The sequence below is a fragment of the Amycolatopsis sp. NPDC051102 genome, from assembly GCF_040682815.1.
Lineage (GTDB): Bacteria > Actinomycetota > Actinomycetes > Mycobacteriales > Pseudonocardiaceae > Amycolatopsis.
Genome location: NZ_JBFBBT010000028.1, coordinates 47,450 through 68,248, shown reverse-complemented (window position 1 = coordinate 68,248; position 20,799 = coordinate 47,450). Strand labels below are relative to the sequence as shown.

The window sequence follows — 20,799 nt, the reverse complement described above, 5'->3', positions numbered from 1 at the left end:
GTCAGCGGGCCGCGGCGGCGGTGAGCACGCCGTCGAGCGCGGTCAGGAACGACGGGAAGTGCGCGCCGAACCGGCGCAGGTCCGACTCGGCCTCCATGCCGCCGTACCAGTACAGCCCGGCCGAACCGTCCGCCGACGGGTTCAGCCCGGCGAAGGTGCCGAGCCAGCGTTCGGTGTCGCCCAGCACCACCGCGTACGGCAGCGAGCGGGAGAAGACGAGCTCGCGGTCGGCCGGCGGGATGTCCTCGGCCCGGGCGGTGTGCAGGTAGTCGAGCAGCCCGCGGACCTGGCCGGCCAGCGCCCGGCCTCGGGCGGTCCGCGACGGCAGCAGCGCGGCCGCCGCGGCGACGGCGAGCCCGGCGAGCGCGACGGCCACGCCGAGCAGCGCGTACCCGACGGTGAAGGTGAGCACGGCGGTGGCGACCAGGCCGAGGGTGAAGATGCCGGCGCCGAGCCAGGTCAGCCGGCTGCGGGCGGTGTCCGGGCGGCGGGAGAACCAGCGCTTGGTGACGACGTCGGCGTACATCGCGTCACTGATCCGGCGCAGGTCCAGCCCGCCGCGGGCGCGCAGCTGCGACACCAGCACGGTGTCGGTGCCCGGCGGCAGCAGGGTTTCGCAGACGGCGCGTTCGAAGTCGTGGAGGTGCTCGTCCGGCGGGTTGCGGCGGGCGAGCTGCCAGTCGGGCCCCGGCACCTCGGCCAGCCACAGGTAGTTGCGGACGGCGAGGTCGACGACGGTGGCGCTGATGTCGACGACGTCGACGGTCTCGTCGACGACCGTGCCGACCTGGCCGGGCAGCACACCGTCGGGACTGGCGAAGCAGACGCGGCCGCCGTCGCGCAGCAGGACCTCGACCGGGCCGGTGGCGGTGTGCAGCGCGCCGGCGTCCTGTTTCCGGCGCCGCCACACGAACAGGGCGACCGCGACGAGGAAGACGAGCAGGACGGCGAAGGCGATTCCGGTCGGCGGCGTCAGCGCGAAGGCGTTGGCGAGCAGGCCGATGTCCGCGAACTTCGCCGTGGCGGGGACGGTGTTCGCGGGCAGGCCGACGAGGAGGTCGACGCGGTCGCCGGGCCGGACGTCGTTCTGCTCGAGGCGCACGACACCGGTGTGGTCGAGCTCGGCGAGGGTGCAGCGCTGGTTCGAGCCGACCGGGCCGGCGAAACAGTCCACAGGGGACAATTGCGGCGTCGGCGCGAGGAACGACGCGGTGAGCTTGGCGAGCGGGGTGTCGAAGCCGCTCGCGACCTGCCAGCGGGCCTGCTGGCGGCCGTTCTGGTCGGCGACGGCGCCGTCGACGGTGAACGTGACGCTGCCGGTGCCGCCGCGGAAGGTGAGGACGAGCTGGTCGCCGGTGAGCTCGCTGGTGGCGCCTTCGGTCTTGACGTCCCGGACGGCGAAGACGCGGTCCTGCTCGTCACTCGCGGGAACCCGCAGCGGCACGCGGGAGACGAGCTGCTGCCCGCCCGGAACGGTGACGTGTTCGGTGACGGAAAGGGTGCCGTCGCGCAGGACCTTGAGCGCGACGTCGGCGGTGGCCCCTTCGGGCGGCTGCACGTCCTGCCCGGTGAGCAGCTGGGGTTTCTTGACCTGGTCGGCGGGCAGATTCGGCAGGACGGGCCCGGCCGACGGCCCCTGCGCGGCGGCGGGCCCGGCGCTCACCACGACGGCCGCGACGGCGATCGCGGCGGCGGCCGCCCATTTCCTCGACACAGCACCACACCCTAGAGCACCCGATCTATGCTGACGCCCGGAACGGCGCGATCACCGCAGGTACGCCGCTTCCGACGGGGAAAACGCACGGGGGGGTCCCACTCGATGACGCACGGCCCGCAGGGTCCTGGTCCGCACGACCCGCGCCGTCCGCCGCCGGGCCGGCCGCCGCTGCCGCCACCGGGGGCACGGCCGTTGCCGCCACCGGGGGCACGGCCGTTGCCGCCGCCTGGGGTCAGGCCGCTGCCGGGCCACGGCGGGCCGGGCGGCGCTACTGGCGGAGGTGGCCCCGGCCAGGGCGGCGCACCCGGGCCAGGCATTCCGTCGAATCCCTTCGGCGCGCCCGGCCGGCAGCCGCCGGGTTCTGGCGCCGCGCCGCGACCGGGTGGACCGGTTCCGGGCCACTCGCCGCCTCCCGGCGGGTTCGGCGGACCGCCGACCTTCCGTTACCCCGCGCCGCCGCCCGCGCGGGCTCCCCTGCCGCCGCCGACCGCGGCCCCGCCTCCCACCTTCACCCCGCACTACGCCGCTCCGCCGTACTTCGGGCCGCGCTTCGCTCCCGGCTACCGGCCCTACGTCGCGAAGAAGTCGAACGCCGGGGTCATCGTCGCCGTCGCCGTCTTCGCGATCGTCGCCGTGGCCGGGGGCCTGGTGGCCGCCGTCGCCCTCTCCGGGCACCGCACGCAGCACGTCGCCGACGCCGGCTACTCCAGCACCTACCCGAGCACCACCGGCGAAACCACCACCGAAGCGACCACCTCGGCCACCACCACCTCGTCGACCGAAGAAACGACCACGTCCCGCAGCACCGAGCGCCGGACCCCGACGTCGCAGCCACCGGCCGGCCCGCGGCCGGTCGCCGCCACCGGGGACAACCCGCTGTTCGCCCGCGCCGACTACGGCCTGCAGAACATCCCGTGCTCGCTGAGCCGCTGGGCCACCGACCAGAACAGCGCCACGAAGTTCTTCCAGTCCGGGATCGGCTGCCTCGACGCGATGTGGTCGCGCATGCTCGGCGGCGCGGACCTGCCGTTCCGGACGCCGAACCTGGCCGTCCCGCGGTCGCTGTCGGAGTCGTCGACCCCGTGCGGCAGCGGCGGCACCACCACCGGCGTCACCCCGTTCTACTGCCCGAACAACAACACGATCTACCTGCCGATGGACCGCATCGAGCTCGAGACGTGGGGCAACCACCCCGGCCCGTACCTGTCGATCCTGGCCCACGAATACGGCCACCACGTGCAGAACCTGGCCGGCATCGACGAGGCGTACGGCAACCAGCGCTACGACGCCGGCGCCGACTCGGCGGCCGGCCTGGAACTGTCGCGGCGCATGGAACTCGAGGCACAGTGCTTCTCCGGCATGTTCCTCGGCTCGGCGTCGGTCTCGGGCGGCTCGGTCGACAAGAACATCTACAACGAGGCATGGAACGCCCAGGACCGCGGCGACGACTACGCCCGCAACGGCAAACGCGACCACGGCAGCGCGAAGCACAACATCGCCTGGTGGCAGCAGGGCGCCACCAAGAACCGCAACCAGCAGTGCAACACGTGGCTTTCGGCCTCGGCCGAGGTGTCCTAACTCGGTGGCGTGAACGGGTTTTCGACGGGCACCGCGGTCCCGGACGGCGGCGTCGGCGGCTCCGGGTACCGGCCGGCGGCCGCTGCGGGATAACCGGGCGCCGCGGGCTGACCGGGCGCCCCAGCGAAACCGGGAGCCGCGGGATAACCCGGCGCCGGAGCGAAACCCGGCGCCGCGGGCTGACCCGGTGCCGCATAACCGCGGAACGCCCGGGCGTGGTCGCGGTTGCGCCGCTCGGCCAGCACCGCCGCCAGGAACGCCCACGGCGGCACCGACGGCGGCACCGGCGTCCCCAGCGCGTTGCCGACCTGCTGCGCCAACCCCCACCCGAGCGCGTGCGACGCTTCCGGCCGCAGCTCGCCGAACCGCGCGAGGAACTGGCGGCTCGCCAGGGCCAGGTCGTCCGGGAGGCGGGTCAGGTCCAGCTGCGCCGCCCAGCTCTCGAGCCCCGGCGGCATGCTGATCGCCGCGTAGCCCGCGCTCGCCGGGACCCGCTCGCGGACCACCAGCGTGCCGGCCAGGAAGTCGCCGACGCGCCGGCCGTTCGACGAGCACAGCGACACGATCACCGCGACCGCGCCGAACAACCCCAGCGCCCAGAAGTCCACGACGAAGCCGGCCAGCCCGCGCACCAGCGCGTGGCGGAAGCGGATCGGGCCGCCGTCGACGCGGACCACGCGCAGGCCCACCGCCATCTTGCCCAGCGACCGGCCGCGCGAGAGCGTCTCGAACACCACCGGGTAGCCGACCATGACCAGCACCGTGCACACCAGCAGCAGGGCCACGAACAGCCCTTCGTCGGTGGCGGGCAGCGCGAACGCCAGGACCATGGCCAGGCCGACCAGCGCCACGAACTGCAGGAGCACGTCCAAGGCCATCGCCACCGCGCGGCTGGCGAGCTTGGCCACCCGCAGGTCGAGGACGACCGCTTCGCCGGTGACCAGCTCCGATTCCTCGTGCACGAACCCCAGCGTAACGACGGATAGGGTGGTGGCGTGGATGTGGACGTCTTCGTCGCGGCGCACACGGCGGAGTGGAACCGGCTCGGCGAGCTGACGCGCCGCGGCGGCAAGCTGACCGGGCCCGAAGCCGACGAGCTGGTGACGCTCTACCAGCGGGCCGCGACGCACCTGTCGATCGTGCGGTCGGTCGCGCCGGACCCGGCGCTGGTCGGACGGCTGTCCGGGCTGGTCGCCCGGGGCCGGTCGGCGGTCGCCGGGTCGCACAGCCCCGCCTGGCGCGAGGTCGCCCGGTTCTTCACGCGCCGGTTCCCGGCCGCGGTCTACCTGTCCCGGCGGTGGTGGATCCCGGCCGCGCTGGTGTCGATCGCGGTGATGGCGGTGATCGCCGTCTGGGTCGCGCGCGACCCGGTCGTCCGGGCCTCGATCGCGTCACCGGACGAGCTGAACGAACTCACCAAACCCGGCGGCCAGGCCGAAACCTACTACTCGACCGGCCCGGCGGCGTCCTTCGCGACGCACGTCTGGACGAACAACGCCTGGGTGGCGGCGACCTGCCTGTTCCTCGGCATCGCGCTGGGCCTGCCGGTGATCGGCGCGCTCTGGCTGAACTCCCTCAACGCCGGGGTGATCATCGGCGCGATGAGCGCGGCCGGCCGCGGCGACGTGATGATCGGCCTCCTGCTCCCCCACGGCCTCCTGGAGCTGACGGCGGTGTTCGTCGCCGCGGGCACCGGGCTGAAACTGGGCTGGACGGTGGTCGACCCGGGCCGCCGCTCCCGCACCGCCGCCCTCGCCGAACAGGGCCGGTCGGTGGTGGTGATGGCGCTCGGGCTGACGTGCGTGCTGTTCGTGTCCGGGGTCATCGAGGCGTTCGTGACGCCGTCGGGCTGGCCGACGTGGCTGCGCGTGGGCATCGGCGCGGCGGTCGAAGTCCTGTTCCTGGTGTACGTCTTCACGCTCGGCCGCCGCGCGGCGAAGGACGGCGAAGTCGGCGACCTCGACGCGCGCGACGCCGGGGACGCACTCCCCGAAGCGGCTTAGGCCCGCCGCGCGGAAACGGTCAACTCGCGTGATCAGAAAGCCGACACGCGTGTCCAGAGAGTCGACACGGCGAAGGCCGGTCGTGTCGACCTCGGGATCACGCGTGTCGACCTCGGGATCACGCGTGTTGGCTTCCTGATCACAGCCGGCCCGCGGCCTTCAGCGCCAGGTACCGATCCGCCAGCGCCGGCGGCAGCTCCGCCGGGACCGCGTCGACCACACTCACGCCGTGGCGGGCCAGCCGCTCGGTCATGCGCAGCCGCTCGGCCGTGGTGCGGGACGCCGATGCCGCGTCGTAGACCGCGTCCGCGTCGCCGCGGCCGGCCAGCATCTCCGCCACCCGCGGGTCCGCCACGGACGCCACCACCAGCTCGTGGCGCGCGGTCAGCGAGCTCAGCACCGGGAACAACCCTTCCTCCAGCGGTGCCGCGTCCAGCCCGGTCAGCAACACGACCAGCGCGCGACGGCGGGTCCGCTTGAGCACCTCCGCGACCATCCCGCGCGCGTCCGTTTCGACCAGCGACGGCTCGAGCGGCGCCATCGCGTTCACCAGCGACGTCAGCAGAGAAGCCCCCGACGAGCCCTGCACCGCCGCCCGCAGCCGGCGGTCGTAGGCCAGCAGGTCGACGCGGTCGCCCGCCCGGGAAGCCAGTGCGGCCAGCAGCAACGCCGCGTCCATCGCCGCGTCGAGGCGGGGCGCGTCGCCCACCCGGCCGGCCGAGACGCGGCCGGTGTCGAGCACCAGCACCACCTGCCGGTCGCGTTCCGGGCGCCAGGTCCGGACCATGACGTCGGCCGCCCGCGCGGTCGCCCGCCAGTCGATGGACCGCACGTCGTCGCCGATCACGTACTCGCGCAGCGAGTCGAACTCCGTGCCCTGGCCGCGGATCAGCACGGCGTTGCGCCCGTCGAGCTGCTGCAGCCGCGCCAGCCGCGACGGCAGGTGCTTGCGGCTGTGGAACGGCGGCAGCACGCGGACCGTCCACGGCACCTCGTGCGCACCCTGCCGCGCGGCCAGCCCCAGCGGGCCCACCGACCGGACCGTCACCCGCGCCGCCGTCCGGTCGCCCCGCCGCGACGGCCGCAACGCGGTCACCAGCGCCCGCCGCTCCCCTGCCGGGACGCGCAACGAATGCCGGTCGTCGGCCCCCGCCGAAGGCGGCCACGCGTCCCGCAGCGCACCCCGCACGGTCCGCCGGCCGGCGTTCGCGACGACCAGCGTCACCTCGCACGGCTCGCCGAGCCGCACCGACGTGTCGCCCGACCGCCGGAACGTCAGCGCCCGCACGCTTCCCGCCAGCACCAGGTCCACGCCGGCGAGCACCAGCAGCACCGCGCCGACCACGAGGATCCCGGTCGTCGACGGCAGGAGCAGCCCGACCACCAGCGCGCCGAACAACGCCAGCAGCCCGAGCCTTCCGGTGACGGCCATGTCAGCGCGGCACAGGCACGGACGCGAGCACGCGGTCCAGCACGCCGTCCGCGGTGACGCCCTCGAGCTCGGCCTCCGGCCGCACGTCCAGGCGGTGCCGCAGCGCCGGCCGGGCGAGCGCCTTGACGTCGTCGGGCGTCGCGTAGTCGCGCCCGGCGAGCCACGCCCAGGCGCGCGCGACCGCGAGCAACGCCGTGGCGCCACGGGGAGAAACGCCGATCCGCACCGACGGCAGCTGCCGCGTCGCCCGGCACAGGTCGACGACGTACCCGATCACCTCGGGCCCGACCGTCACCCGGGCCACGGCTTCGCGCGCGGCCGCGAGTTCCGCCGCGCCGGCGACCGCCTTGAGCCCCGCCGCGGCGAGGTTGCGCGGGTCGAAGCCCTGCGCGTGCCGCCACAGGATCCCGATCTCGTCCTCGCGCGACGGCGCCGGCATGGTCAGCTTGAGCAGGAACCGGTCCAGCTGCGCCTCCGGCAGCGGGTAGGTGCCTTCGTACTCGACCGGGTTCTGGGTGGCGATCACGATGAACGGGTCCGGCAGCGGCCGGGACTTGCCGTCGATCGAGACCTGCCGCTCCTCCATCGCCTCCAGCAGCGACGACTGCGTCTTCGGCGGCGTCCGGTTGATCTCGTCGGCGAGCAGCAGGTTCGTGAACACCGGCCCCTCGCGGAAGGAGAACTCGCCGCTGTGCGCGTCGTAGACGATCGAGCCGGTGACGTCGCCGGGCATCAGGTCCGGCGTGAACTGCACGCGCGTCATCTCCAGGTCCAGCGCTGCGCTCAGCGCGCGCACCAGCAGCGTCTTCGCCACCCCGGGGACGCCTTCGAGCAGCACGTGCCCCCGGCAGAGCAAGGCCAGGATCAGCCCGGTGACCGCGGCGTCGTTGCCGACGACGGCCTTGCCGACTTCGGCGCGCAACGCGATCAGCGCGTCGCGGGCCCCGGTCGCGTTCTCGGTACCGCTGGTCAAGTTCGCCCCGCCTCTCGTTCCACCCTGTCCAGTTCGCCCGCCAGCCGGACCAGCGCCGGGTCGTCCGGCACCGGCGGGCCGTAGAGGACCGCCCCGACGTCGTTCGCCGGGCGGCCGGTCCGCGTGCTCACCGCCGTCACCAGCGCCTGCGCGCCGGCGTCGCGCGGCAGGCCCAGCGTCGTGCGCAGCCGGGTCCGTGCCGCTTCCCGCAGCGTCTCACCCGCGTGGCCGGCGGCTTTCGCGCGCCGGTACAGCCGGGCGCGGCCCTCCGCCGTTTCGGCCGCCCGGACGACGATCGGCAGCGGCTCGGTGACGACCGGGCCGAGCCGGCGGGCCCGCCACAGCGCCAGCAGCGCCACCGCGACGCCCACCTGCGCGGCGCCGTAGTACCAGCCGTCCGGGATCAGGTCGAAGAACGACCTGCGTGTGTCGTCCAGCGCCGGGTCCGTCGCCGACGGCAGGTACCAGACAAGCTTCGGGTGCGCGCCCAGCAGGTGCAGCGCCAGCGCCGCGTTGCCCTGTTCGGCGAGCCGCGCGTTGGTCAGCGGTGCCGGCGAGCCGAGCAGCGTCGTCGTGCCGCCCGTGTCGGCGAGCTGCAGCAGCGTGCCGCCGCCGTCCTCGCCGGGGTAGCACGACCGCGCGCCGGGTGAGGCGTACCCGATGCCGCCGAGCGTGACGTCGCCCGCCGCGACCGCCGCGGCGACCGTGCACTGCGGGCTCAGCGTGCCGACGTCGTTGTGGCCGGCCGCGCGCACCAGCGGCAAGGAGTCGTGCAGCGTCCGCGTTCCCGGCGTCACCAGGACGACGTCGCCGGCGCCGGCCCGCAGCGCGTCGAACCGCTTCGCCGGAACCAGGTCGGGCTGGGTGACGAGCAGCGTCGCGTCCTTGCCGATCTCGTCGTCCGCTTCGGCGAGCGTGTGCGCCGTCCGGACGTCGACGCCTTGGTCGTCGAGCAGTTGCGCGAGGGCGTGCGCGCCGCCGGGTTCGTAGGAGCCGGGTTCGAGGGCGCCGTGGGTCTGCTCGCCGCGGGCGAGGAGCAGCACGGCACCGGCGGCGAAGACCAGGGCCACCAGGGCCAGCGGAATGCGAGCACCACGCCAGATGCGGCGCAGGTCGGGCGAGACGGCGGTGGTGGTCACGAGCCCGCCATGGCGACCGGTCGCTCACGGCGGCAGCGTTCGTCGAGCTCGGACAGCGCCTGGTAGGCCGCTTCGGTGCCTTCGCGGCCGCCGTAGTGGACGTCGTCGAACAGCCGGGCCCCCTGCCGCAGCCGGTCCGCGACGTTCGGCAGCAGCACGCCCGCCTCGGCCGCGGCCTCGTCCGCCGTCCGGCCGGACCGGGTGTCGAGCAGCGCGCGTTCCTCCAGGGCCCGCACGACGGCGCGGAACCGGTCGCGCACGGCGTCGTCGAACCGGCCCGCGGCCGCGGCTTCCGCGGCCGACCGCCGGTAGTCGGCGGCGCTGCGGCGCGCGCCGCCGAAGACGACGCGATCGGCCCGGGCCGCGCGGGCGACCTTGCCGGTCCGCAGCCGGATCACCACGACGAGCGCGATCAGCAGCACGACGATCAGCAGCAGCCCGAAGATCCCGCCCGGGACGCCCGAAGACAGGCTGTTCAGCAGCTTCTCCAGCTGCTCGCCCAGCCACTGCCCGACCTGCTGCAGGACGTTCGGCTTGGCGTCCTGGTACTTCGGATCGCTCAGCTCTTCGGCCGCCGCGCGCCGGGCGGTGTCCCGGTCGATGTCGACCGGGACGTCAGTGAGCCGGAACGTCACCATGCCTGCGGCGGCTGGACCCCGGCCGCGCGGGCCAGCTCGATGTCCATGCCCTCGCGGCGCATCCGCTGGTCGAGGTAGACGATCACGGTGACCAGCGTGACGAACGGGATCGCGATGGTGCCGCCGATGATCTGCCCGGCCGAAGCCAGCAGCAGGTCGCCGGTGCTCGGCACGGTCACCTTGGCCGGGTTCAGGATCTGGCCGAACACGCCGCTGCCGAGCGTGAACGGCAGCTGGATGATGCTTTCGAAGAACGACTGGATGATCTGCGCCAGCAGCAGGACACCGAACACCCGCCAGAACGCCCCGCTGACCAGCTTGACCGACCGCGAGAACGCCTGCCGGAACGTGCCGCGCTCGAGCACGAGCGCCGGGGCGGCCAGCGCCCAGAACACCCAGGCGACCACGCCCGGGATGATGCACAGCATCACGCCGATGGTCGTCAGCAGCGCGTAGACGAACGCGACGCCGAGCAGCGGCAGCAGCCGGGGCTGCACATCCCGCCAGGCGACGGCGAAGGTGACCTCGCGGCCCAGCGCGGCGCGGCCCATCACCGCGGCCATCAGGCCGGTCGTGACGGTCAGCAGCAGCGTCGAGACCAGCGTGGTCGACACGAGCGCGATCGCGGCGTCGCCGAACGTGCCGAAGACGGCGTTGCGCAGCTCGGCGTCGGTCGCGGCGGGGCCGAGCTCGACCGTCGAAGCGAAACTCTCCAGGTCGCCGAGCACGAACTTCTGGACGAGGAACGTGATGGCCGCGCTGATCACCGCCACCACCGCGCCGATGCCGAGCACGAGCAGCGGGTGGCGGCGGATCGCGGTGATCGCGCCGTCGAGGATGTCGCCGACGTTCAGCGGGCGCAGCGCGATCACGCCGGGCTTGCCGAGCCCGTGCGGGTTCCAGCGCGGCTGCGCGAACTGGGGCCCGCCGTACGCGGGAGGCTGGTTCGGCGGCTGGTTCGGCGCCTGCCAGCCCGGCGGCGGCGCGGCCGGCGCGCCTTGCGCTTCCCAGCCGGGCGGCGGCGTGGCCTGCGTGTCCGGCGCCTGCCAGCCTCGCGGCGGCGTCGCCAGTGACGGCGCGTGATCTTCGGGTGGCCTGGGCTCACCCGATCCGGGGGCCGGAGCCTGGGGGATGCCCTGGCTCGGTGTCGGCGTGTCGGCGCCCTCGCCGCCGGGCGCGCCACCGGTGTCTGTCATCGAAGCCCCTCGCCTGCAGTACCTGCTTGCGAACACTCTCTCAGAGCCCCTGGCACCCGGCCAGACCTGGGGTGACGTCGGGTCGCCGTGACACCGTGCGCACGGACGGGTGCGAGCCGACCCGTTCCCCCGATATGCTGAATGGCGGGATCGGGTACCCCCGGTCCGTACCGAGACCCTTCGGGACTGCCTAGTGACGCAACCGCCCTACGGCCAGGAACCGCCTCGCGGAACCGTCCAGCCGCCGCCGGTGCCGGGTGCGCAACCGGATCTCCCGTGGCTCGGCCGCCCCCACACCGTGGCCGTCCCGAAGCGCCGGTCCCCGGCCGCCGTCATCGGCGTGTGCCTCGGCGCGGTGGCCGTGCTGGTGCTCGGGCTGGTCGCGATCGTGGCCCTCAACCGCACCGACACCCCGCTGGCGAACGCGAACTTCCGCGACGCGCCGTCGTCCCAGGACATCCCCTCGCAGCTCCCGCCCGGTGGCGCGGGCGCCCCGGCGTCGGCGTCGAGCCCGTCGACCGAGCTGTCGACGCCCAGCCCGACCGGCCCGCAGAAGATCCTCAAGCTCGCCGACCACCCCATCCTGCAGGACCCCAACGCCGGCCTGCAGAACCGCGTCTGCACGCTGCCGCCCTGGCAGAGCACGCAGGAAGGCGCGGAAGCGTTCTTCACCGCGGCGAGCAAGTGCCTCGACGCAGCGTGGGGCCCGTTCCTCGAGGCCTACCACCTGCCGTTCACGCCGCCGGCGCTGCACTTCCCGACCGGCGCGAGCTTCGAGACCGAGTGCGGCACCATCCAGGTCGGCATCGCGACCGCCGCGTACTACTGCGAAAACAACCTGTACGTCCCGTTCCGCGGCCTGCAGACCGACCAGTACGGCAACAACCCGGGCGTCTACCTGGCCCTGTTCGCCCACGAGTACGGCCACCACGTCCAGGAGGTCGCCGGGCTGATGGACGCCGCCTGGCAGAAGATCTACGAGGCGGGGCAGAACAGCCCGGCCGGGCTCGAGATTTCGCGGCGCAAGGAACTGCAGGCCCAGTGCTTCTCGGGGATGTTCCTCGGCGCGCACGTCGACCAGGGCGGCACGGTCACCCGCGACATGTACAACAAGGCCTGGAACGACCAGGAGACCCGCGGCGACAACACCTCCCGCAGCCACGACCACGGGACGAACGCGCACTACGCGTCGTGGTGGCGGGCGGGCGCGACGAGCAACCGGATCGCCGACTGCAACACCTTCGCGGCGCCGTCGTCCGAGGTCAGCTGACCTTCGCGGGCTTCGGCGCCTTCGGCCGCAGCGGGATGCTGAGCCAGAGGTAGACGAACATCCCGCCGGAGAAGCACGCGAACACCAGCAGCGCGAGCCCGAGCGGGCGCCGGGCGTCCGACGCGCCCGGCGAGGTGTCCGCGGCGGTGACGGTGACCGGGCCCTGGTCCGGGAGCGCCTCCGGCACGGCGACCTCGACGCGTTCGCCCTGGCCGTGCCCGCAGCCGTCGAGCGTGCCTTCGTGGGCCTTCCCGGTGACGGTGAACCGCACGATTTCCTTCGCGTCCGGCTTGTCACACGACGCCGGTTTGGTCACCTCCGCCTGCACCGGCGCACCCACGGCGTTGCTGCTGATGCCCAGCAGCCCGGGCCCGGCGAGCCAGGCGAGGAGCACGACGAGCACGCCCGCCGCGGCCGGGATCGCCACCGTGGGCCACTTCAGGGCGAGGGATCGCGGGGGCACGCCGCCATGGTTCCAGATTCCGCGGCCGAAACCCAGGCGGCCTGGTCACCGCTCGATCTTCTCCGCCTGCGTCACCTTCCGGACGTAGAGCAGCTTGTCACCGGGCTCGATGGCGTCGGCCTGCGGCGCGTCGACCCGGTACAGGACGCCGTCGCGGACCAGGCCGAGGACCAGGTCGGACAGGTGCCGCGGCGAACCGCCCTCTTCGGACGGCTCGACCGGCCGTTCGGCGATCGCCAGCCCCGACTCGGGCGTGAGCAGGTCCTCCATGATGTCCACGACCAGCGGCGTCGACGTCGCCATGCCGAGCAGCCGCCCGGCCGTTTCGCTGGAGACGACGACCTGGTTGGCGCCCGACTGCTTGAGCAGGTGGACGTTCTCCGCCTCCCGCACCGACGCGACGATGTGCGCCTGGGGCGCCAGCTCGCGGGCGGTGAGCGTGACGAGCACCGCCGTGTCGTCGCGGTTCGGGGCGACGACGACCGCGCGCGCGTGCTGGACCGCGGCGACGCGCAGGACGTCGGACCGGGTCGCCGAGCCGTGCACGGTGACGAGGCCGAGCGCGCTCGCCGCGTCGAGGGCCTGCTGGTCGGTGTCGACGACGACGATCTGCCCGGGTTCGGCGTTCTCGTCGCCGAGCAGCGCGTTGACGGCGGACCGGCCCTTGGTGCCGAACCCGACGACGACCGTGTGGTCGCGCACCTTCGTCCTCCACTTCTGGATCTTGAACGCCTGCCGGGAGCGCTCGGTGAGCACCTCGAGGGTGGTCCCGACCAGGACGATGAGGAAGAGCACCCGCAGCGGGGTGATCACCAGGACGTTGACCAGCCGGGCGGACGAGGTGGCCGGCGCGATGTCGCCGTAGCCGGTGGTCGACAGCGAGACGGTGGCGTAGTACAGGCTGTCCAGCAGCGACAGGCCGTCGCCGTTGGCGTCGCGGTAGCCGTCGCGGTCGACGTAGACGATGACCACCGTGGCCAGCAGCGCGAGCAGGGCACCGATGATCCGCTTGACGATCGACCGCAGCGGGCTGACGGTCAGCTCCGGCATCCGCAGGATGCCGACGAGCTCGTGATCGGGCCGATCGGTGAGACTGCCCAGCGGCAACCGCTTCAGGGCTTTCATGCTGGCTGGTGTCGAGCGTCACTCACGCCCGGAGGATAGCCGAACCGGAGACCCGCCCGCCGCGTGAAACGATGAGTCCATGGCATCTTCGCAACGGCCCGCACACTTCCTCGCCGGCGCGCTGGGCACGATGGGCGTCCTGCACTTCGCCGTCCCCAAGCCGTTCGACGGCCTGATCCCGCGCTCGCTGCCGGGGTCGCGACGGGCGTGGACGTACGGGTCCGGCGTGGCGGAACTGGCGGTCGCGGCGGCGGTGGCGGCACCCCGCACGCGCCGCCTGGGCGGCCTGGCGGCGGCCCTGCTGTTCCTGGGCGTCTTCCCGGGCAACGTGAAGATGGCCGTGGACGCCCGCTCGGCCCCGGCCCCTCGCCGCGCGATCGCCTGGGCCCGCCTGCCGCTGCAGTGGCCGCTGATCGCCTGGGCCCTGAAGGTCCGCGACAACGCCTGACCCGCGTGATCAGCCGGTCGACACGCGTGATTCAAGGGTCAACTCGCGTGATTGAAGGGTCGACACGGCGGCTCGGCCCCGCAACCCGGCGTGTCGTCCCCCGAATCACGCGTGTCGACCTCTCAATCACGCGTGTCGACTTCGCAATCACGCGTGTCGACTTGCGGGTCACGCCTCGGGGAGGTTGCGGAGGAGGTTGCGGAGGGCTTGCGGGTCCAGGAGGTCGGCTGGGCGGATCGTGCGGTTCGCGCGGACGTAGTGGAACGCCGCGCGGACCTGCTCGACCGGGACCTCCTTCAGTGCCGCCCATGCCATGCGGTACGCCGCCAGCTGGACCGACAGCGCCGGGATGCGGGACTCCGGGGGGACCGCGCCGGTCTTCCAGTCGACCACCGTCCAGCCGCCGTCGGGGTCGGCGAAGACCGCGTCCATGCGGCCGCGCAGGGTGATGCCTTCGACGTCGGCCGAGAACGTCACCTCCACCGCCACCGGGACCCGCGCCGCCCACTCGCTCTTCTCGAACTCCGCCTGCAGTTCCTCGAAGTCCGCGTCGGGGGCTTCGCCGAAGTCGGCCGCGCCCGGGAGGTCGTCGATCTCGATGAGCTGGTCGCCCGCGAAGCGACGCTCCAGCCAGCCGTGGAACTCCGTGCCGCGGCGGGCGAAGCTGTTGGGTTCCACCGGCAGCGGCCGGCGCAGGTCGCCGGCGAGCCGGGCGGCGTCGTCGGCCAGGGCGACCAGCTGGCTCACCGAAAGCCGCGAGGGCAGCGGGACGCGCTTGACGTGGTCGTCCTTGCGCGCCCACTCCTCCAGCAGGACGTCGGTGTCGGTCACCCAGCCGTCGGGGTCGTCGTCCTCTTCGTCGGAAGGTTCGGCGGCAGCGAGCGCCTCTGAGACGAGCTCCACGCCGGTCTGCACGCCGGTGCGGCGGTCGGCGAGGGGGTCGACCGGCCAGCGCGCCGCCCGTGAGTCCGACACCAGCGGGTTTTCGTCGTCCTTGGCAGGTTCCGGCGCCCACTCGGCGAGCTGCCCGGCGCCGGTCTCGCGCAGGACGTCCGCGATCTCGGTGAGGAACTCCGACGGTCCCTTGGCCCGGCTGCTGCTCTCGTTCCACCAGTGCCCGGAGACGACCAGCGCGTGCTCGGACCGCGTCAGCGCGACGTAGCAGAGCCGCCGTTCCTCCGCCTGTTCCCGCTCGACGAACCCGGCTTCGTGCAGCTCCAGTCCTTCTTGGACTTCCTTGCGGTCGTACCCCTCCGCGATGTCCAATGTGGGCAGATCCTGGGCGTCTCCCCGCAACGCGGCCGGCAGCGAGGTCGCGGTCCGCAGCCACGACGACGACCGCCGCCGCCCGGGGAAGACCTCGTGCACCAGGTGCGGCACGGCGACGACCTCCCATTCGAGGCCCTTCGCCGAGTGCACGGTCAGCACCTGCACCCGGTCCGGCACGACCTCGACCTCGCCCGGGGTGAGCCCGTCCTCGGCGTGCGCGGCCGTGTTCAGATAGTCCACAAAGGACAGCAGGGTCGCCGTCGGTGCCGTCTCGGCGTAGTCGGTGACGACTTCCGCGAACGCGTCCAGGTGCGCCCGCCCCGCGGATCCGGGCCGGGCCAGCGATTCGACGTCCAGCAGCATCGTGCGTTCGACGTCGGCGACGAGCTCCGGCAGCGACTGGTCGAGCCGCCGCCGCAGCGCGGCCAGCTCCCAGCCGATCCGCCGGATGCGCTTGTACCCCTCTTCCGAGTACCGCGCCGGATCGCCCGGCTCGTCGATGGCGTCGATCAGCCCGGCCTGCTCGACGCGCTCGGCGACCAGCTCCGGGGTGTCCGCCTTTTCCGGGCTGGAGAGCTCGCCGGCCCGCCGCCACAGCGCGGCGACGTCGGCGGCCGCGAGCCGCCAGCGCGCCCCGGTCAGCAGCCGGGCCGCCGCGCTGCCGGACAGCGGGTCCGCGAGCACCTTCAGCGTCGAAACGAGGTCCGCGACCTCGGGCTCGTCCAGCAGCCCGCCGAGCCCGACGACTTCGACCGGCAGCCCGCGGGCCCGCAGCTCGGCGGCGATCGGGGCCATGTCGGCGCGGCGCCGCACGAGCACCGCGGCGGTCGGCGGCTTGCCGGTGCCCTCCTGGTGGGCGTACCAGCGCCGCGCGACGGCCTCGGCGACCCACTCGCGTTCGGCGCGGATGTCCGGCAGCAGCGCGCACGCGATGTCCGCGGCTCCGGCGCCTTCGCGCGCCCGCAGCCGTTCGACGCCGAGGCCACCGGCCCGCAGCGGTTCGGCGATGGCGTTGGCGAGGTCCAGGATTTCCGGCGGGTTGCGGAAGCTGGTCAGCAGCCCGAATTCGTGCGCGGGGACGAGCCGTTCGCCGTCGAAGCGCGGGAAGTCCGTGGTGAACCGGGGCAGGTTGGCCGCGCTGGCGCCGCGCCAGCCGTAGATGGCCTGCGCCGGGTCGCCGACCGCGGTCACCGGCATCGGCGGGTTTTCGACGCCGCCGAAGAGCGCCCGCAACAGCACGCGCTGGGCGTGCCCGGTGTCCTGGTATTCGTCGAGCAGCACGGCGCCGTAGCGCTCCCGCTCTCCGCGCACGACCGACGGGTACCCGCCCGCCAGCTGGGCGGCCAGCGACATCTGGTCGGCGAAGTCCAGCGCCCCTTCGTTGCGTTTGCGGCGGTGGTAGTCGTCGACGAGCGGCAGCAGCGCGAGCCGGAAGTGCTGCGCCGCCATGATTTCGGTGAGTTTCTGCGGCAGCGCGGCCCGCTGCCCCTTGGCGCGCGGCGCGTTTTCGATGACGCGGCACAGCCAGGTCGTGTACTCGGCGAGCTGCTCGGTCGAGACGAGGTGCTCGCCCAGTTCCCCGGCCAGGGCGAGGAGGTCGGCGGTCACGGTCGGCGGGACGCGGTCGGTGTCGAGCTCGTTGTCCCAAGTGGACACCACGCGGTGCGCGATCTGCCACGACGACGTCTCCGACAGCAGCCGCACCCCGGGCTGGACCGGCAGGCGAAGGCCGTGTTCGGACAGCAGGCGCCCGGCGTAGGCGTGGTAGGTCAGGACGGTCGGCTCGCCGGCGACCACAGTGGACCGCAGCCCGCCGGTGGGGTCCAGCCGGTCGAGCAGCCCGGACCCGGCGAGCCGCCGCAGCCGCGCCCGGACGCGTTCGCCGAGCTGGCGCGCGGCCTTGCGGGTGAAGGTGAGGCCGAGGACGCGGTCGGGGCTGACGATCCCGTTGGCGACGAGCCAGACGACCCGCGCGGCCATGGTTTCGGTCTTCCCGGCCCCGGCGCCGGCGACGACGAGCGACGGTTCGACGGGCGCGGCGATGACGGTGGCCTGCTCGGGCGTCGGCCGGTGCAGCCCGAGCGCATCGGCGAGTTCGGCGGGCTCGACGGGGTTGGCGACGAGGAGCGGGCTCACGGACGCACTCCGCCAAGGCCTGGCCCGGCCACGGCCAACGAACTCACCAGATAGTCCACAACCCCGGCCCGCGCACGCTTCCCCGCACCACCGAACGAACTCACCAGATAGTTCACGGTCCCGGCACCTGCCGCCCCTCCGGCCGGAGCGGGCAGCAGCCACGGGCCGGGCACCGGTCGCAGTCCGGGTTTTCCTGCGCCTGGTAGTCCGGCCCGGCCGCCGAGGCCGCCGCCTTCTGCACCAGCTCCAGCCACTGCTTGCCGGCCACCTCGTCCATCGGTGGCTGGGACCGCTCGGTCGATCCCGTCTTGTTGTTGGCCTTCGCCACGTACACCAGCCGCGCGCCGCCGGCCTCGGTGCGGCCCTCGATCGCGCCCAGCAGCACCGCCAGCTGGTACGCCGCCAGCTGCGGGTGCGCCTCGGCGTCCGCGCCGGACACCGGGACCTTGCCCGTCTTGATGTCGACGATCACCGGCCGCCCCTCGGCGTCGAGCTCCACCCGGTCGACGCGGCCGCGCAGCAGCACCCGGACCTCGTCCGCACCCCCCGCCGGCAGCTCGACCTCGATGTCCTGCTCGACGCCCGCTTCCTTGAGCTCCGCCCGGCTCTGCTCCAGCCACGTCGTGAAGTTGCGCAGCATCTGCTCGACCCGGCGCCGTTCACGCCGGGAGAACCACGGCGCCCCGGCGTCGACGCGCACCCATGCCTCGTCCAGCGCCGCCTGCAGCTCCGCGTCGGTGCTGCCGGACGCCACGGCCTGGGCGAGCCCGTGCACCAGTGTTCCCGTCACTGCCGCCAGCTGCGCCGGGTCGCTGCCGCCGTGGCGCTCGATCATCCAGCGCAGCGGGCACTTCGTCAGGATTTCCACTGTGGACGGTGAGATCCGGATGAGGTCGCCCGGCGGGTGCACCGGCTCGTCGCTGGACGCCGGGAGCAGGCCGTACCACGTCGACGGGTGCGCGCCCGGCACCTTCGCGTCGGCCAAGCGCGCCAGCTGCTTCGCCGCGCGGCGACGGCGGGCCGGCTCCGCCTTGTCGTCGCAGACGACCTCGCGCAGCTCGCCGACCAGCTCGGCGAGCACCAGCGACCGGCCCGGCGGCTTCATCCGCGAGTCGAGCCCGCCGTCGTCGGCGCCGTTCTCCTCCAGGTCGTCGAGGAACCGGGACGGCTGCTCGTCCTCCCCCGACACCGCCGTGACCAGCAGTGTCTGCTTCGCCCGGCTCATCGCGAGGTAGAACAGGCGCCGCTCCTCGGCGAGGATCGGCGCGGTCTGGGAGACGGCGTCGTCGTCGACGCCGGCCATGAGGTCCTTGAGCCGCTCCACGCCCAGCACGGATCCGCGCAGCCGCAGGTCCGGCCAGGCGCCTTCCTGGACACCGGCGACGGCGACGACCGTCCACTCGCGACCGGCGGCGGCGTGCGCGGTGAGCAGCGAGACACCGTCGGACGGCACGGCCGCCGGTGCCAGCGTGTCGCCCGCGATCCGTTGCGCACCAAGGTAATCCGCGAAAGACGCGACGCTCGCACGCGGCAGGCGGTCGACGTACCGGCCCGCGGCGTCGAACAACGCCACGACGGCGTCGAGGTCGCGATCGGCCTGCGCGCCCAGCGAGCCGCCGCGCTCGACCTGCTTCAGCAGCTTCTCCTGCAGCCCGCTTTCCCGCCACAGCTGCCACAGCACCTGCTCGACACCCTCGCCGCGGGCCACGGCCTGGTGCGTGACGCGCAGCAGCCCGCCGACGCGCCGCACGGGCTCGGCTTCGGCGTCGGCCAGCCCGGCGAGGATGTCGCCGCCGCGCAGCGCTTCCACGAGCAGTTCGTCGCTCGACCGCTGGCCGCCGCCGGCCAGTTCGAGCCGGCGCAGGCCGCGCCGCAACCGCCGCAGCGCCAGCGGGTCCGCGCCGCCGAGCGCCGACGACAACAGCATTTCGGCGAGGTCGACGTCGAGCAGGTCCGGCGCGGGCGCGAGCTTCAGCACGGCCAGCAGCGGCCGCACCGCGGGCTGCTTGGCCAGCGGCAGTTCCTCGGTCGCCGAGCCGATCGGGACGCCGGCGGCGCGCAACGCGCGTTGCAGGACGAGGAAAGTCCGCGCCGGCGACCGGACGAGCACCGCGATCTCCGACCACGGCACGCCGTCGACGAGGTGCGCGCGGCGGAGCTGGTCGGCGATCCAGCTCGCCTCGGCGGCCGGGGTCGGCATCACGCGCACACGGACGTTGCCGCCCGTCGCGCCCTTCGGCGGGACGATCTTGCGGTGCGGTGACGCGCCCGGGAGCGTCGCGCCGATCTTGGCCACCGCCAGCCGCACGGCCGGGGCGAGCCGGTGGGCCGTGGTGAGCGTGACGGTCCGGCTGCCGTCCGGGTCGGCGTCGGCGAACAGCCGCGCGTCGGCGCCGCGGAAGGAGAACACGTTCTGGTCGGGGTCGCCGGCCACGACGAACTCGGCCGCGGTGTGCCCGATCACCCGGACCAGGCTGGTCTGCAGCGGGTCGAGGTGGTGGGCGTCGTCGACGAACAGGTGCCGGACGCGGGTGCGCTCGCGTTCGCGCAGCTCGTCGTCGTCCTCCAGGGCCAGCAGGGCGGAGGTGACGAGCTCGGCGGCGTCCAGGGCAGCCGCGCTGGCCACGCCCAGGGCGTTGCCGCCGGCGCCCTGCAGCTGCGTGACCTCTTCGTACTGCGCCCAGAACTGCCCGGCGGCGATCCACTCCTCGCGCCCGCGGCGGCGGCCCAGCTCGGCGAGGTCCTCGGGGCCCAGCCCGCGCTCGGCCGCGCGCATCAGCAGGTCACGCAGCTCTTCGGCGAACCCGGGGACCACCAGGGCGGGCCGCAGCTGCTCGGGCCAGTACCCGGCCTCTTCGTCGAGGTCACCGGCCAGGAGCTCGCGGACGACGACGTCCTGTTCGGCACCGGCGAGCAGCCGCGGCGGCGGGAGCTCGCCGGCCATCGCCTCCAGCCGCAGCAGCGAGTAGGCGTAGGAGTGCACGGTGCGCACGAGCGGCTCGCGGACGGTCCGGGGCAGCGGCCGCGCGAGCTCGGGATCGGCGGTGAGCCGCCGCGTGATGTCGGCGCGCAGCGCGTCGGCGGACCGGCGGGACGTGGTGAGCACGAGCACGCTCTCGGGGTCGGCGCCCTCGGCGATGCGGCGGGTCGCGGCCGAGGCCAGCAGCGCGGTCTTGCCGGTGCCGGGGCCGCCGAGCACGCGGCGGAACCCGCCGGGCGCGGAGAGCAGCCGCCGGGCGCCTTCGTCCCAGGTGAACGAGGGTGTGGCGGTGACCGGCGTGCGCACCAGCCGCGCGTTCGCCTGCGCCGTTCGCCTCCCGTTCACCCCGCGATGGAACCACGCCCGGTCCCCCGGGTGGTGCACCGGCACGCTTGACAACGGCGAAGGACGCTCCCGGTGCGGCGGACGGCT

General features: G+C 73.9%; 15 protein-coding genes. 4 read left to right on the top strand and 11 right to left on the bottom strand.

Annotation, left to right across the window (positions count from 1 at the left end; genetic code table 11):
• Nucleotide 1: 1 nt before the first annotated feature.
• Nucleotides 2-1,714: a DUF2207 domain-containing protein gene (locus AB0M93_RS43205; RefSeq protein WP_364285662.1), complete on the bottom strand. Its 1,713-nt coding sequence runs from the start codon at nucleotides 1,712-1,714 to the stop codon at nucleotides 2-4.
• A gap of 105 nt (nucleotides 1,715-1,819) precedes the next feature.
• Between AB0M93_RS43205 and AB0M93_RS43200 the strand changes: the two genes are divergently transcribed.
• The gene (locus AB0M93_RS43200) at nucleotides 1,820-3,295 is read left to right on the top strand and encodes a neutral zinc metallopeptidase (RefSeq protein ID WP_364285660.1); all 1,476 of its coding nucleotides are present in this window, start codon (nucleotides 1,820-1,822) and stop codon (nucleotides 3,293-3,295) included.
• Here AB0M93_RS43200 and AB0M93_RS43195 read toward each other — a convergent pair.
• Complete coding sequence (locus tag AB0M93_RS43195) at nucleotides 3,292-4,257, bottom strand: RDD family protein (RefSeq protein WP_364285658.1); 966 nt, start codon at nucleotides 4,255-4,257, stop codon at nucleotides 3,292-3,294. The two genes, AB0M93_RS43200 and AB0M93_RS43195, sit on opposite strands and share 4 nt — an antisense overlap.
• A 33-nt stretch (nucleotides 4,258-4,290) precedes the next feature.
• Between AB0M93_RS43195 and AB0M93_RS43190 the strand changes: the two genes are divergently transcribed.
• Nucleotides 4,291-5,298 (top strand): stage II sporulation protein M, encoded by a 1,008-nt coding sequence (locus tag AB0M93_RS43190; protein ID WP_364285656.1) that lies wholly within the window; start codon nucleotides 4,291-4,293, stop codon nucleotides 5,296-5,298.
• A gap of 139 nt (nucleotides 5,299-5,437) precedes the next feature.
• On the opposite strand, the gene AB0M93_RS43185 is transcribed toward AB0M93_RS43190, so the two are convergent.
• From AB0M93_RS43185 to AB0M93_RS43165, 5 genes are read right to left on the bottom strand one after another with little or no spacing between them, the layout of a single operon-like run.
• On the bottom strand, nucleotides 5,438-6,730 hold the full coding sequence (locus tag AB0M93_RS43185; RefSeq protein WP_364285654.1) for a DUF58 domain-containing protein: 1,293 nt from the start codon (nucleotides 6,728-6,730) through the stop codon (nucleotides 5,438-5,440).
• A gap of 1 nt (nucleotide 6,731) precedes the next feature.
• Entirely contained in the window at nucleotides 6,732-7,703 is a 972-nt protein-coding gene (locus AB0M93_RS43180) for a MoxR family ATPase (RefSeq protein WP_364285652.1), read from the bottom strand.
• Nucleotides 7,700-8,842: a DUF4350 domain-containing protein gene (locus AB0M93_RS43175; RefSeq protein WP_364285650.1), complete on the bottom strand. Its 1,143-nt coding sequence runs from the start codon at nucleotides 8,840-8,842 to the stop codon at nucleotides 7,700-7,702. Before AB0M93_RS43175 ends, AB0M93_RS43180 begins: the two co-directional genes overlap by 4 nt.
• Complete coding sequence (locus tag AB0M93_RS43170) at nucleotides 8,839-9,480, bottom strand: DUF4129 domain-containing protein (protein ID WP_364285648.1); 642 nt, start codon at nucleotides 9,478-9,480, stop codon at nucleotides 8,839-8,841. The genes AB0M93_RS43175 and AB0M93_RS43170 overlap by 4 nt, the downstream gene beginning before the upstream one ends.
• A complete protein-coding gene (locus AB0M93_RS43165; protein ID WP_364285646.1) occupies nucleotides 9,474-10,676 on the bottom strand; it encodes a hypothetical protein in 1,203 nt (400 codons plus the stop codon). The genes AB0M93_RS43170 and AB0M93_RS43165 overlap by 7 nt, the downstream gene beginning before the upstream one ends.
• 250 nt (nucleotides 10,677-10,926) lie before the next feature.
• On the opposite strand from AB0M93_RS43165, the gene AB0M93_RS43160 reads away from it, so the two are divergent.
• Nucleotides 10,927-11,946, top strand: a complete 1,020-nt coding sequence (locus tag AB0M93_RS43160) for a neutral zinc metallopeptidase (protein ID WP_364285758.1) — start codon at nucleotides 10,927-10,929, stop codon at nucleotides 11,944-11,946.
• Here the strand turns inward: AB0M93_RS43160 and AB0M93_RS43155 are convergent.
• Nucleotides 11,939-12,373, bottom strand: coding sequence for a hypothetical protein (locus AB0M93_RS43155; RefSeq protein ID WP_364285756.1), 435 nt, complete (start codon nucleotides 12,371-12,373; stop codon nucleotides 11,939-11,941). The genes AB0M93_RS43160 and AB0M93_RS43155 overlap by 8 nt on opposite strands.
• Before the next feature lie 81 nt (nucleotides 12,374-12,454).
• Nucleotides 12,455-13,534, bottom strand: coding sequence for a potassium channel family protein (locus tag AB0M93_RS43150; RefSeq protein ID WP_364285644.1), 1,080 nt, complete (start codon nucleotides 13,532-13,534; stop codon nucleotides 12,455-12,457).
• Between the two features lie 79 nt (nucleotides 13,535-13,613).
• Between AB0M93_RS43150 and AB0M93_RS43145 the strand changes: the two genes are divergently transcribed.
• Nucleotides 13,614-13,982 (top strand): hypothetical protein, encoded by a 369-nt coding sequence (locus AB0M93_RS43145; RefSeq protein WP_364285642.1) that lies wholly within the window; start codon nucleotides 13,614-13,616, stop codon nucleotides 13,980-13,982.
• A gap of 168 nt (nucleotides 13,983-14,150) precedes the next feature.
• Here AB0M93_RS43145 and AB0M93_RS43140 read toward each other — a convergent pair whose 3' ends face one another.
• On the bottom strand, nucleotides 14,151-17,387 hold the full coding sequence (locus tag AB0M93_RS43140; RefSeq protein ID WP_364285640.1) for an ATP-dependent DNA helicase: 3,237 nt from the start codon (nucleotides 17,385-17,387) through the stop codon (nucleotides 14,151-14,153).
• Between the two features lie 112 nt (nucleotides 17,388-17,499).
• Complete coding sequence (locus AB0M93_RS43135) at nucleotides 17,500-20,673, bottom strand: ATP-dependent DNA helicase (protein WP_364285754.1); 3,174 nt, start codon at nucleotides 20,671-20,673, stop codon at nucleotides 17,500-17,502.
• Between the last annotated feature and the right edge of the window lie 126 nt (nucleotides 20,674-20,799).